Source organism: Arcticibacter sp., from assembly GCF_045629565.1.
Taxonomy (GTDB): Bacteria; Bacteroidota; Bacteroidia; order Sphingobacteriales; family Sphingobacteriaceae; genus Arcticibacter.
In genome coordinates this window covers 26,266-40,160 of sequence record NZ_JAZQRL010000037.1, presented here as the reverse complement: position 1 = coordinate 40,160, position 13,895 = coordinate 26,266, and the positions used below count along the sequence as shown (strand labels likewise).

General features: G+C 42.0%; 13 protein-coding genes and 1 riboswitch. Of the genes, 6 read left to right on the top strand and 7 right to left on the bottom strand.

Going from position 1 to position 13,895, the window contains the following annotated elements; translation table 11 throughout:
* Positions 1–4: 4 nt before the first annotated feature.
* Positions 5–1,174: a tetratricopeptide repeat protein gene (locus ACKI5J_RS04955; RefSeq protein ID WP_407427115.1), complete on the top strand. Its 1,170-nt coding sequence runs from the start codon at positions 5–7 to the stop codon at positions 1,172–1,174.
* A 70-nt stretch (positions 1,175–1,244) separates the two neighbouring features.
* Here the strand turns inward: ACKI5J_RS04955 and ACKI5J_RS04950 are convergent, their stop codons facing one another.
* The 5 genes from ACKI5J_RS04950 to mqnE form a co-directional block, all read right to left on the bottom strand.
* The gene (locus tag ACKI5J_RS04950) at positions 1,245–2,024 is read right to left on the bottom strand and encodes a Ku protein (RefSeq protein WP_407427113.1); all 780 of its coding nucleotides are present in this window, start codon (positions 2,022–2,024) and stop codon (positions 1,245–1,247) included.
* A 13-nt stretch (positions 2,025–2,037) separates the two neighbouring features.
* Positions 2,038–2,508: a ferritin-like domain-containing protein gene (locus ACKI5J_RS04945; RefSeq protein WP_407427111.1), complete on the bottom strand. Its 471-nt coding sequence runs from the start codon at positions 2,506–2,508 to the stop codon at positions 2,038–2,040.
* 139 nt (positions 2,509–2,647) lie between these two features.
* Positions 2,648–3,367: a menaquinone biosynthetic enzyme MqnA/MqnD family protein gene (locus tag ACKI5J_RS04940; RefSeq protein WP_407427109.1), complete on the bottom strand. Its 720-nt coding sequence runs from the start codon at positions 3,365–3,367 to the stop codon at positions 2,648–2,650.
* A complete protein-coding gene (locus ACKI5J_RS04935) occupies positions 3,364–3,981 on the bottom strand; it encodes a histidine phosphatase family protein (protein ID WP_407427107.1) in 618 nt (205 codons plus the stop codon). Before ACKI5J_RS04935 ends, ACKI5J_RS04940 begins: the two co-directional genes overlap by 4 nt.
* 2 nt (positions 3,982–3,983) lie before the next feature.
* Positions 3,984–5,204 carry an aminofutalosine synthase MqnE gene (gene mqnE / locus ACKI5J_RS04930; RefSeq protein WP_407427179.1) on the bottom strand — a complete coding sequence of 407 codons (1,221 nt, stop codon included), beginning with the start codon at positions 5,202–5,204 and terminating at the stop codon, positions 3,984–3,986.
* 128 nt (positions 5,205–5,332) lie between these two features.
* Between mqnE and ACKI5J_RS04925 the strand changes: the two genes are divergently transcribed.
* From ACKI5J_RS04925 to ACKI5J_RS04910, 4 genes are all read left to right on the top strand, one after another.
* Positions 5,333–6,454 carry a trans-sulfuration enzyme family protein gene (locus tag ACKI5J_RS04925; RefSeq protein WP_407427105.1) on the top strand — a complete coding sequence of 374 codons (1,122 nt, stop codon included), beginning with the start codon at positions 5,333–5,335 and terminating at the stop codon, positions 6,452–6,454.
* Between the two features lie 98 nt (positions 6,455–6,552).
* Positions 6,553–6,663, top strand: a riboswitch (SAM riboswitch).
* A 233-nt stretch (positions 6,664–6,896) separates the two neighbouring features.
* On the top strand, positions 6,897–8,204 hold the full coding sequence (locus ACKI5J_RS04920) for an O-acetylhomoserine aminocarboxypropyltransferase/cysteine synthase family protein (protein ID WP_407427103.1): 1,308 nt from the start codon (positions 6,897–6,899) through the stop codon (positions 8,202–8,204).
* A gap of 63 nt (positions 8,205–8,267) precedes the next feature.
* Positions 8,268–9,329 carry a homoserine O-acetyltransferase gene (gene metX, locus ACKI5J_RS04915; RefSeq protein WP_407427101.1) on the top strand — a complete coding sequence of 354 codons (1,062 nt, stop codon included), beginning with the start codon at positions 8,268–8,270 and terminating at the stop codon, positions 9,327–9,329.
* Positions 9,329–10,531, top strand: coding sequence for a homoserine dehydrogenase (locus ACKI5J_RS04910; protein WP_407427099.1), 1,203 nt, complete (start codon positions 9,329–9,331; stop codon positions 10,529–10,531). The genes metX and ACKI5J_RS04910 overlap by 1 nt, the downstream gene beginning before the upstream one ends.
* A gap of 43 nt (positions 10,532–10,574) precedes the next feature.
* Here ACKI5J_RS04910 and ACKI5J_RS04905 read toward each other — a convergent pair whose 3' ends face one another.
* The gene (locus tag ACKI5J_RS04905; RefSeq protein WP_407427097.1) at positions 10,575–11,177 is read right to left on the bottom strand and encodes a DNA-3-methyladenine glycosylase; all 603 of its coding nucleotides are present in this window, start codon (positions 11,175–11,177) and stop codon (positions 10,575–10,577) included.
* A gap of 3 nt (positions 11,178–11,180) precedes the next feature.
* A complete protein-coding gene (locus ACKI5J_RS04900; RefSeq protein ID WP_407427095.1) occupies positions 11,181–11,654 on the bottom strand; it encodes a GAF domain-containing protein in 474 nt (157 codons plus the stop codon).
* A 51-nt stretch (positions 11,655–11,705) separates the two neighbouring features.
* On the opposite strand from ACKI5J_RS04900, the gene ACKI5J_RS04895 reads away from it, so the two are divergent.
* Positions 11,706–13,889 (top strand): S46 family peptidase, encoded by a 2,184-nt coding sequence (locus ACKI5J_RS04895; protein WP_407427093.1) that lies wholly within the window; start codon positions 11,706–11,708, stop codon positions 13,887–13,889.
* The last annotated feature ends 6 nt before the right edge of the window (positions 13,890–13,895 follow it).

The following is a 13,895-nucleotide window of genomic DNA, read 5'->3' as shown; positions in this document are numbered from 1 at the left end:
ATATATGAAAACCAAGTCTCTTTTACTTGCATTAGCTGTATCAGGAATATCTGCTACGACCTTTGCACAAAAATCTGCAGTTAACACTGCAAAATCTGAATATGATAGTTATGCAGCATTGAAGTCAGCTAGTCCACAGATTGCAGCTCCGAAGATCACAGCAGCTAAGGAAGCTGTAGACAAGGCTGTTGCACACGAGAAAACTGCGGCTGACCCAACGGCATGGACCTATAAGGCGTTAATATATGCCGATCTTGCTACTAGCGATACAACGAGCGCTTCAGCGAATCTTGCATCTGAAGCAGTAACAGCGTTAGCCAAAGCTAAAGAGCTGGACAAAGAAGGAAAAAATAAGGAAAATATTGCCAAAGTCAACAATCTCCTTTACATCAGCCAATTCACGGCCGGTAAACGCTTTCTTGACAAAGGGGATTATTCCAATGCCTATACTGAATTTACTAAAGGATTAGACTATGCTCCTGGAGACACTTTATTGAACTATGCTGCGGGAATCTCGGCCATGAACGGGAAAGATTACCCTAGTGCTATAAAAAGATTTACTGAGCTGCTTCCTACCAACTATTCTGCATTGGAAAATGTATACTCTAATCTTTCGGTGCTTTACGCGGCTACAAAAGACACCGCCAGCGCAATTAGAATTGCGGGAGAGGGTGCCGCTAAGTTTCCGCAGAGCTCAGATCTTGCAACCAGAGAAATTGAGTTTAGTCTGATGACAGGAAAGCAAAAAGAGGTGATTGAAAAGATCACGGCACAAGCCGCCAAAGAGCCAACCAACAAGCTATATCCTTTTTACTTAGGCATCGCTTACAATTCATTGGAAGACAATGTCAAGGCTGAAGAAGCGTACAAAAAAGCCATTGAGCTTGATCCTTCATACACCGACGCCTATATTAACATAGGTGGTTTGATTATGAATAATGGCATTGTGATCTACAACAAAGCTAATAAATTGCCAACTAACAAGCAGGCTGAGTATACAGCAACGATGAAAAAAGCTCAGGAAGAATTTGACCGCGCCTTACCGTATCTAACAAAGGCAGTGGAATTAAACCCTAAATCGGAGCTTTCGTTAAAGAATCTAAAGACTTATTACACCATTAAAAATAACAAAGCGAAGATTGATGAAATTGACGCCAAGATTAATGCACTATAGTTAAGTCCACTTATATAAGATAAAAAGTCAGAGTCTAGCGGCTCTGACTTTTTATTCGATTTACATGAAATTAAGCACCCTTTCTTGATCCGCTCAAACTCTGCATCAGCTGATCGTAAAGATCATCGCCAGCGGCTTTTTGAGGCTTAAGTTTTTTAATGGTAGGGCGTTTACCCTTCGCTTTCGCCTTAATGATCTTCAAGAGTTCACTGTGATACTCGTCTTTAAATTTGGTAATATCAAATTTGCTACTATACTGGTTGATGAGTGCCAGGCCCATATCCAGCTCTTTCTTTCCGATGGTGACCTCTTGCCCTTCTGCAGGAACCAACTCTTGAGAAGACCTGATTTCTTCTGCAAACCTGATCTTGGTAATTACTATAATCTCATCCACAGGATGTATAACACAAAGGTTTTCCGTACTCCTCAGGACAAATCGGGCAAGGCCTGCTTTTTTGGATTTTTGAAGAGATTTGAGTAGGAGGGTATAGGCTTTTCGACCTTGGGTTTCTGGCTGTGCGTAGTAAGACGTTTCATAATACATAGGGTTAATTTCATTAACCTCTACAAAATTTTCAATTTCGATTATCTTTGTCTTTTCCGGACTGGCATCCTCGAAATCCTTATCTTCCAATATAATATAGTCGTCATTCATCATATATCCTTTGACTATTTTATCATACGGAACTTCTTTTCTGGTCTTTTCATTCACCCGCTGATACTTTATTCTGGAGTGGTCTCTTGAATCAAGCATATCCAGGTTAAGACCACTGTTTTGAACAGCGGAGAATAACTTGACTGGAATGTTCACCAGTCCAAATCCTATTGAGCCCTTCCAAATTGATCTCATTGGTAACAGCCTCCTATAAGCTTGGGTCTTTTTTAAACATATCAAAATAGCGCTTGTCCAGATCAACGAACGTTTCATTGATCTTCAGACGCGGCTCCATCAGAAAAGATTTAAGCTCAGTATCATATAGAATTTCACCTTGTAAAACGTCGTCAAATGCATCAAGAGCAGCTTGATCGCCATTGCGGCAGCTTTCCAATATATTCTGATCCGTGTTGGATGTCATCGATGCCTTGAAATTCATCCAACCTCGATGAAGAACCCCCAGCGCATCGTCATGCATATCTGGACTATATCCGAATTCAGCCATTTTGGAGCCCATTTGATTAGCTAAGCCCTCACGTTCAGAAGCAATTTTTGCGAAAAGCTCTCTTAAATCTGGGGACTTGACGTGTTCAGCAGCCTCCGTATAGCCTTTTTGACCGTCCTTAAGAATTTTATAGAGACGTTGTAATTGTTTGTTATAATTTTCTGAGTAAGTCATGGTATTTAGTTATACGAACTAAACGAACGATGCCAGAAATAGTTTTATGGATGGAGGGGACGACTAGCGACGGAAATAGCTATTTAACATAATACTAATTATGAAACATTATGGCACATGATTATATACTCAAGAAGTATTAAAGATCTTTTACGAATTGCAGGTATCTGTTAATTGCCGTTCTTTTATCTTCAGTTAGATTGAAGTCCAAGCGGTTATAAAAATAGTCGTGCAGATCAAAGTCTTCACGTTCAGGAAGTTGTCTAAGAACCGTATCTATATTATCAACACCTAATTTTAGGGACACATTCAATTCCTCAACAAAGTCAACGTCTATCGGCTTGTTAGATGCCCAAACGGCAAATGCGAATGGTAATCCTGTAAATTTAAGCCATTGCTCACCAAGATCATAAGAAAAAGGAAAAAAATTGATATGGGAAAAAGTACGGTCTCCAATTTCGACAAATGCATCTGCGTCGCCTTCTGAAACAAACTCCACTGGTAACTTCCAGTAATTTTTAAGCAAGACCTTAGCTAAGTTATTAGATGTTCTGGATTGAGGATCCAGTCGAATGATTTTGACTTCATTGATTGGCTTTTCGCTAAATATAAATACAGAATTTACTGGGCCGACAGAACCTATACAATAATCTCCTAAAATATGATAGTTTGGGATGCTCAGTAACGCAGCCACCGGAACAAGGCCTATATCCGCCTCGTTATCAATTAGTTTCTGCGCGCAATCTGAAGGGATATCATACGTTAGATCTATTTTGTCCCGGATATCCGAATGTTCAATTCCGAATGCGAATGGTTTTGAATTGGTGTATGAAACTGCTGAAATTCTTATTCTACTCACGTTAAATTCAGATGGTCAGTGTTATTAAAATCAATTAGTGAAAACTTTTTTCCATCATGCTCTAATTTGTAGAGAGTAGTGTTCGAATGAGGAAATTGTTCCATATCGGAAAGAGGCTTGTCTAGTAAAACGCATAAAAGTATCCTCATAGCACGTCCGTGCATGCACACAAGAATATTCTTTGCAAGCTCGTTTTCAAGTATATGTTCAAAGGCCTCCAACTGTCTGATTTTGACATCTTCAGGACTTTCACCATTTTCGAACTTTTGCGTGAGTTTTCCAGATACCCAGTCACCAAGCATATTTGAAAACGCCAATTTCACAGATTCGCTACTCTCCACTCCTTCGTATACCCCCCATCCTATCTCATCAAGACCGGAAAGCTGGGTCCAGGGGATATTCATATCAATAAACCTGCTAACGGTTTGGTGTGTTCTCCTCAAGGTAGAGGTATATATGTGATCGAACGGAATATTCTTATAATATTGATAAAATGCCTCCGCCTGGCGTCGGCCAAGGTCGTTTAAATCAGTGTCCATCCCTTTTCCCTGAACAACTCCCCTAAAGTTGAGGTCTGTTTGTCCATGGCGGATAATGTATATCGTTTTGTTCATTTTTATACCTGCGCTCCTGCCGAGTCTATTACAGGGAGCTTATAAAACTGAGGCTTTGTTTCCTCTTCTTCCTCAAATTTGTAGTTTTCGTAGTCTGTTACCACATTATATAATGTATCTCTTTCAATCGGGTGGCGTCCTGCTTGCTTAATTAAGTCGACGAGTTCTTTGGTAGACATCGCAGGATTTTGTTCTTCAGCACCAGCCATTGAATAGATTTTGGTGGTATCATCCAGTGTTCCATCAATGTCATCAACACCAAAATTGAGCGATAACTGAGCTGTACTGCGGCTGATCATCGCCCAGTAGGCCTTGATGTGATCAAAATTATCCAGGTAAATTCTGGAGATCGCATAATTGCGGAGATCTTCAATAACAGACACCTCACTTATGCCGGACATCTGATTATCTTTATTTCTAAACTTCAGCGGGATAAAGGTTTGAAAGCCCTTAGTGCGATCCTGCAGCTGCCGGAGCTGTTCCATATGATCTACTCGGTGCCAGTACTTTTCGATATGTCCGTATAGCATAGTAGCATTGGAACGCTGGCCAAGTTTATGCCATTCCTCGTGTATCTGCAACCATTGATCCCCTGTACATTTATCTTTCGCAATGACATCTCTCACTTCAGGATGGAATATCTCTGCCCCACCACCAGGCATAGACTCCAGTCCGGCTTCCTTCATAAGACGCATTCCTGTAGCGTAATCCAATTTCGCTTTCTTAAAAATGTAATGATATTCGACAGGAGTCAGTGCCTTGACATGCAGTTCAGGACGATGTTTCTTTATCGCGCTGAATAAATCAGTATAAAATTTCATATCATACTGAGGTAGAACGCCGCCAACTATGTGAACCTCAGTAACCGGCTGATTGTCATATTTCTTCACCATGTCGACCATTTCGTCCATGGTAAATTCCCAACCATCGGAGCGATGTTTGATTAGGCGTGAGTACGAGCAAAATTTGCAATCGTAAACACAAAGGTTGGTTGGCTCAATATGAAAGTTCCGGTTGAAATAGGTTTTATCGCCATGAAGCTTTTCACGATTATAGTTTGCCAGTACCCCCAGGTATCCTAATTCGCCTTTCTCATAAAGGATTACGCCCTCGTCGAAAGAGATACGTTCACCGGCTTCAACCTTTTCTGCAATCCTTTTAAGGTCAGGATCAATTGACAAATCACTTAAGATTAGATTCAATGCATTTTGATTGGTATCCATCATTTCCAAAAATACAACAAACGGCGTACTTAGTCTATCATTTTCTTGTAAGAATGAATAAGTAGCTGAATATGAATTTGCATATTTGTTATATTCATATTCACACAGATAACATCGAGCGACATTAAATGAGAATTGAGACAATAGCTATTCATGAGGGAAATAAATCGGACTCATCGGATAAAGCGGTCATTCAGCCAATTACACTATCTACCACTTTTGAGCGGGGCTTGGACGGAAGCTATCCAGGCGGTCACGTCTACACCCGGGCTAGTAACCCGAACCGGTCGTCATTGGAAAATGTGGTTGCTAAATTAGAGAGAGGCGTAGAAGCAGCTGCTTTTTCGTCAGGAAACGCTGCTGGATCGGCAATATTTCAAGCTCTTGAACCGGGAAGCCACATTATTGCCCCCGAAGATATGTACCACGGTCTGCGAAATCTTTTAAAGGAAGTTTACGCTGGTGTCCTCGAAGTTGATTTTGTAGATCTTTCCAATCTCGCTACAGTACATGATTCTATAAAGGAGAACACAAAGCTTATTTGGATAGAAACTCCTTCTAACCCACTGCTTAAAGTGACTGATATACGAGGTATTTGCAGCATTGCACAAGAGATGAAGGTGCTGGTCTGCTGCGATAATACTTTTGCGACACCAGTCTTTCAGCTACCTCTGGCCCTTGGTGCAGATTTCGTCATGCACTCCTCTACAAAATACATGGGGGGGCACAGCGACGTACTTGGCGGAATTCTCGTCACAAAGGAACTAACGCCATTTTGGAGCAAAATTCGTAGTGTTCAGTCGCTTTCTGGAGCGGTCCCCTCTCCTTTTGATTGCTACATGACTGTAAGGGGAATAAAGACATTACCATACAGGATGCGCGGTCACGCAGAAAATGCCAGAAAAATCGCCTCATTTCTAAATGCCCATCCATCTGTAGAAAAAGTATATTATCCGGGCCTGAATGAACATGAAATGCATGAAATTGCCGCAAGTCAGATGTCAGACTTTGGAGGTATGATGTCGTTTACTATCCATGGATCTGAGGCGCAAACCAGAGACATCGCTGCTAAGCTTAGAGTTTTCACTCAGGCAACAAGTTTAGGCGGGGTTGAGAGTCTGGTAGAACATCGTGCTTCCGTGGAGGGGCCCGACACCAGGACTCCATCAAATCTGCTTAGACTATCTGTTGGTTTGGAGCACTGTGATGATCTTATTGCTGATCTTGCACAGGCGCTTTCAAAATCTTGAGCCGTTTTTCAAGAATATTTTGCGAATATCAAAATCAAGATTATATTTGACACCAATTGATAGTAATATCAATCTGTCAACACCTCCATAAAGGTTTTGATTTATAAAGAAGCGGTGAGAGATCAGGCTCCGTGACCCGCTGACAACCTTCCTAGAAACGGAAAAGGTGCCAAATCCTGTTCTGGCTTGTAGCCGGAAAAATATAAATTGATACAACCATGAACAAAGAAAAGATTCATTATCGTCCCTCCGCGGACCCCAAGGGTTTAGCCCTGGTTACTGGTTTTAAAGCTACGCTTTTCATCGAAGTGCTTAATACCGGTCAATGCTGTTGCTGTTAATCTCAATTGTTTTATTACTACAATTGAGCGACTCTTATATGGGAGTTGTTTGAAGCAATCCATGTCTCCTAATATCACTTCATTAAAAATAAACCTTCGTTATGTCATTAAACAATTTAAGATTCGAAACATTACAGGTACATGCAGGCCAGGAAGTTGATCCGACAACCGGATCCAGGGCAGTTCCCTTATATCAGACATCTTCATACGTTTTTAAAAACTCGGAACATGGTGCTAATCTTTTTGCACTGAAGGAGTTTGGCAATATCTATACCCGCATCATGAATCCCACTACAGACGTTTTCGAGAAAAGAATCGCTGCACTGGAGGGAGGGATTGCTGCATTAGCTGTAGCTTCTGGTCAAGCTGCTCAGTTTATTGCGCTTAATAACATACTTGAGGCGGGAGACAACTTTGTTGCTTCGTCTTTTCTTTACGGTGGAACATATAATCAGTTTAAGGTTTCATTTAAGCGCCTGGGCATTGAAGCGCGGTTTGCGAACGGCGATGATGCTTTGAGCTTTGAGCAACATATTGACGATAATACTAAGGCTATTTATCTCGAAACAATCGGCAATCCGAGCTTCAGCGTTCCTGATTTTGAAAAATTCGCACAGCTTGCTGAGAAATATGACCTCCCTCTTATTGTGGATAATACCTTTGCGGCAGGAGGATATCTTTTCAGACCACTGGAGCATGGAGCACACATAGTTGTCGAGTCAGCTACTAAATGGATAGGTGGTCACGGTACCAGTATAGGTGGTGTAATCGTTGACGGTGGTACCTATAATTGGGGAAACGGCAAGTTTAAAGCTTTTACGGAGCCCTCAGAAGGTTACCATGGACTAGTTTTCAATGACGTATTCGGCATAGGCGGCCCCTTCGGTAACATCCAATTCATCATTCGCGCACGTGTGGAAGGTTTAAGAGACTTTGGCTCGGCCTTGTCGCCCTTTAACTCTTTCCTATTTATTCAGGGCCTCGAAACGCTTTCTCTGCGTGTTCAGCGCCATGTCGACAATGCATTGGAACTAGCAAAGTGGCTGGAGCAGCATCCTCAGGTCGAAAGCGTCAATTACCCTGGTTTGGAGAGCAACCGGTATCACCAAAACGCTAAGAAATATCTCCGCAACGGGTTCGGGGCAGTATTGTCATTCGAGCTGAAAGGCGACAAAGGCAATGCCGTCAAATTTGTGGACGGACTAGAACTTACAAGCCACCTTGCAAATGTTGGTGACGCTAAGACACTAATTATCCAGCCGTCAGCGACTACACACCAGCAATTAAGCGAGAGCGACCAATTACTGGCCGGGGTAAAACCTGCCGAACTTCGAGTCTCGGTTGGAATTGAACATATTGATGATATTAAGGCTGACTTTGAACAGGCCTTCTCCAAAATAACGGCATAGAACAAGAAGTTCTGTACTCAAACAAAGTCCCGGTTTCACACACCGGGACCTGCTATTAAATGAATGAACATTAAAAAATACACATACAAAGGGACGTTTAAGCTCGAAGACGGTTCAGAATTTACAGAACTTGAAATTGCTTATCAGACCTTCGGTACGCTCAATGAAAAGAAAGACAATGTTGTTTGGGTATGTCATGCGTTAACAGCAAACGCTGATGTGTTTGACTGGTGGAAGGGCCTATTTGGGGAAAACGAGCTATTCAATCCTCAGGAACATTTTATTGTATGTGCGAATATTCTCGGTTCCAGCTACGGAACAACCAGTCCTCTTTCTATTAATCCTACGACTGGTCAGCCCTGGTATTTAACTTTTCCTCCATTCAACATCAGGGACCTTGTAAACGTTCAGAAGCTGTTGGCTGATTACCTTGACATCAAGACAATTGATGTCCTGATTGGAGGTTCCCTTGGAGGGCAACAGAGCCTTGAATGGGCAATACTTGAGCCAAATAGAATTAACAGGCTGATCATTATGGCAACGAATGCGCAACATTCTCCCTGGGGCATTGCCTTCAATGAAAGTCAAAGATTGGCACTAAGTGCGGATCCCACATTTTATTCTAATACGCCTGACGGAGGCAGTCACGGTTTAAAAGCTGCAAGAAGTATAGCGCTCCTCTCCTACAGACACTATGATACATATGCAATTTCTCAAAAAGAGATCACGCATGATAAGACTGACAATTTCAAGGCTTCATCTTACCAGAACTATCAAGGCGAGAAGTTAGTTAAGAGATTCAATGCTTACAGCTACTGGTATCTTACCAAGGCAATGGACAGTCACAACATCTATCGGGGGAGGGACCATAATCAAAATATTTTGCATAACATAAAAGCCCAAACGCTTGTATTAGGCATCACGTCTGACATTCTATTTCCACCGGCCGAACAACGCTCCATAGCAGAGCAGATTCCCGGAGCCCAATACCTGGAGATCAGCTCCTTCTATGGACATGATGGATTCCTTGTAGAGACGGAAACCCTTACACATGAAATACGCAATTTTCTAAAAAGTACAGGCGGCGCGACCACAGTCAGCCATTATACTAAATTACATCATTAATGAGTACAAAATTAACTATCGGACTATTCGGCTTTGGAGTAGTAGGTCAAGGATTGAATGACATTATTCGGACTAAAGACCTTAATCTGGAGATTAAAAAAATAGCAATTAAGAACCCCGATAAAAAGCGGTCTCTTCCTGAATCTCTTTTCACAACCGATGCATCAGTAATTCTTAACGACCCGGAAATTAACACCGTTGTGGAGCTCATTAACGACGCTGATGCAGCTTATTTGATTGTAAAAGCGGCCTTGCAGAGTGGGAAAAATGTTGTTTCGGCAAACAAGAAGATGGTTGCTACTCACCTGGAGGAGTTTCTTCATATTCAGGAACAACACGGAACTTCTCTTTTGTACGAAGGGGCCGTTTGCGGCAGTATTCCTATCATTAGAAATCTTGAAGAATATTACGACAACGAGCTTTTATATTCAATTAGAGGAATTTTCAATGGATCGTCTAATTATATTCTCTCAAAAACCTTTAATGAGAACCTCGACTATGAAACTGCGCTGAAACAGGCACAAGACCTAGGCTTTGCAGAGACGGATCCGATTCTTGACGTTGGAGGTTTTGATGCAAAGTATAAGCTGGTGATTGCGGCTTCACATGCATATGGCGTACTTCCAAATCCGGAGGACGTATTCAACATCGGAATTCAAAATCTGTCGGCCAAGGATATACAATATGCCAAAGAGAAAAATTACAAAATCAAACTTGTTCCCACGGCACTGGAGTTTGGAGAAAAGCAGGTGGTACTATATGTATTGCCAAAAATGATTAAAGCGGACGATTTTCTGTTTAATGTAGAAAATGAATATAATGGCGTTATTGTTCAGGCAGCTTTCGCGGACCAGCAGTTTTTCTTTGGAAAAGGTGCAGGTGGTCATCCGACAGGCTCTGCTGTTCTCTCCGACATAACCGCGTTACGATATGACTATAAATATGAGTATAAGAAATATCGATCAAACAAAGGCTTCGTATTATCTAACGATTATCAGTTGAACGTGTATCTACGCTACTCAGATGATACTCTTCTCTCGAAGCTTAAGCTTTCAGAAGTAACGGAAAGATTCTATTCTCCCGATTTCAGTTATGTCATTGGAAAAGTTGCTCTAAGCGAGCTGTTTGCCAACGCAGACCTATTGGACAATCGGGACACCTTTATAGCAGAAATAGGTACAGTATTCACCGCCACCGTTTAAAACTTTTGCTGTAGCAAAGCTCAGACACGTTTGAGCTTTGCTATTACTTCCTACTTATAAATGGGTTGCCTTTGATATAGAATCTCCAGGGAATATCTCTATACACCCCCTGAATGTTCAAGCCCACTCTTGACGTTTCGACAATGTGCTCTGCGCTTAAGGCTGGAGTATCCTCCACCCATATAACATCGCTTTGCAGAGACGTCCCGTTATGTTTTTTGCTAAGCCCAAGAGCCTTAGCTAGTGCGCCGGGACCTTTGCACAAACGCTTTAGATCCTGAGTTCCTCTCCGCGCGCGCATCTCAGGAATGCCTTCAGTCGGCTGAAGTGCTCTGATTAATATGGCATGTGAGCTGCCCTCCTTTCCCGTTACAATATTTAACATATCATGTATGCCATAGCAGATGTACATATAAACTACTCCGCCCTCGGCGTACATAACGTCGTTTCTTGTAGTCCTCCTATTGTTATAAGCATGCGAACCTAGATCTTCGGGTCCCCTGTACGCTTCGGTTTCGACGATTATTCCACCTGTCAAAATTCCGTCAATCAAAGTACATAGCTTTTTTCCGAGTAATTGTCTGCAAACTGAAAGAGTATTTTCCTGCGTATAGAAGTCAGGAGATAATTTTGCAAATGATGACATGAGTTAAATTTCGATCATTCTAATAATATCCTCAAGATAGCGTTGATCGATTTCATCAAACTTACCAAACTCAGCACTATCAACATCCAGGACACCTACTACCTTATCTGCTTTAAACAACGGTATAACTATTTCGGATTTCGAGAGGGAACTACATGCAATATGTCCGGGAAAAGCGTCCACATCAGGTACTATTAGGGCTTCGCTTCTCTCCCATGCTGCGCCGCAAACACCTCTCCCTTTGGCGATACGTGTGCAGGCAACCGGCCCTTGAAAAGGCCCGAGAACTAACTCCTCCTCTTTAACGAGATAGAAGCCTACCCAGAAGAAATTGAACTGCTCTTTTAAAGCAGCACTTACATTAGCGAGGTTTGCTATGAGGTCGTTCTCTCCTTCCAACAAAGCGCTTATTTGTGGGATAAGTGACCTGTACTGCTCTTCCTTACTACCCGTATTTATATTCAGATCCTCTGCCATGCCGTAAAAGTACTTTATTAAATTTATTTTTGTGAATTGATAAACACATATATGATGACCAACAAAAAGAAGAGGATTTTGATTACATCATTACTCGTTCTACTGATTTCAGGCTCAGCTTACGTCCCGCCTGACGAGGGAATGTTCCCATTAAGCGAACTTAAAAATGTCAACTTGAACAAAGCAGGCTTGAAGATCGACCAAAAGGAAATTTATAATACCGAGACCCAAACTGCAAGCCTTGTTGATGCTCTTGTACGCGTAGGTGGTTGTACTGGCTCATTCATTTCTGACGCCGGCCTCATTATTACCAATCACCATTGCGCATTCAGTGCTGTGCAACTCGCCAGTACTCCTGAACATGATTATCTGGAAAACGGATTTGTAGCGGAAGACAAAACATCTGAGATTGAGGCTAAAGGCATGACTTGCCGGATTACAGACAGCTATGAAGATGTATCAGATAAAATCTTGTCCTCGGTAGCCAATGTGTCGGATCCTGCATCGCGTATCAGGGTGATCAATTCAGAAATGAAAAAATTAGCGGCTGAAGCTGAGGCGCAGGATTCAACGATTGAAGCCGAGGTTTCCGAAATGTTCATTGGTAAAACCTATGTCCTTTTTCGTTACAAGACTATAAAAGACGTTCGGCTCGTATATGTCCCATCCCGTAATGTAGGCGAGTTTGGCGGCGAGACTGATAATTGGGTCTGGCCTCGACACACAGGCGATTTTTCGTTTATGCGTGCATACGTAGCACCAGACGGCTCACCCGCTACTTATTCTAAAAACAATGTTCCTTACAAGCCAAAGAAATTTCTGAAGGTAAATGCAGATGGCGTTAGCGAAGACGACTTTGTATTCATCCTCGGATACCCAGGCAGGACCTTCAGACATCGCCCTTCGCAATTCATAATGCATCAGCAAAACTTCCTTCTCCCATACGTCTCGAACCTTTATGAGTTCCAAAACAAAGCGATGACTGAAGCCGGAAAGAAAAGCAGGGCTATAGACATAAAACTGGCTACGCGTATAAAGCGAAATGCTAATGTAATGAAAAATTATAACGGTAAGTTAAAAGGGCTGAAAGGCTTAGACCTCGTTAAAGAAAAGAAACAGGAAGATGAAGCTTTGGCTTCATATATCAATGAGAACGTTGAGCTTAAGGCCAAATATGGTAACTTGATGTCTGACATTGACAACTTATACAAACTGATCTTTAATGATGCCTATCGTGATATGTGGCTTACACAGATCTATAGTAGCACCAGTCTGTTAGAAATAGCCAAGCGGTTAAACGATTTTAAAACTGACCTTACATCCAAGCCGGTTGCTGAGAAAGCTAAGTATTTCTCAGATAATATTGGCAGCCTGAAAAAGTCACTCCTCGACCGCTATGATAGCTTCGACATTGACGTGGACAAAGAGCTATTCGCACGAATGCTGGAGGATGCCGCCAAGCTTCCTAAAAACCAGAGAATTGCTGTTGTAGACAAGCAGGTGATAAAAGGATTCAATGCCGAAGAACAAATTGATAAATTTGTAAATAGTCGTTACCAATACACGCGGCTGAAAGATCAGAACTACGTGATGAATGTGCTTCTGAAATCGCCTAAGTCGTTGACGGAATATATCGACCCGCTATTATTGTTTGAAAGAGAGATCCATGATCAGATAGAGATCCTAAGACCCGAAAAAGAACGCCGAGAGGGCCAACTTAACAAATTGATGGGAGACTATGTTGCTGTCAAAGAAAGGTTCAAACAGCAGGATTTTATCCCGGATGCTAACAGCACTTTACGTCTTACATTCGGATACGTTAGAGGCTTCTCACCAGCAGACGCCACTTATATGAAGCCTTTTACGACAATTAAAGGACTGTTGGAAAAAGGCAGTACGGACAATCCAGAGTTTAATTATCCTCCTAAGATTAGGCAGCTATGGCTCGCTAAGGATTTCGGCCCATTTGCCAAGAAAGACTTGAACGATGTCCCTGTTTCTTTCTTGTATAATCTTGACACTACAGGCGGAAACTCGGGGTCACCTGTGATGAATAGCAAAGGTGAACTCATCGGTGTTAATTTCGATAGAGCCTACGAAGCTACCATTAATGACTATGCATGGAATGAGAATTACAGCCGTTCAATCGGTGTAGACATCAGATATGTACTATGGGTCGCTTCCAAGGTAGATAATGCAAATTTCCTTCTTGAAGAGATCGGAGTGAAACCTTAATTTAAA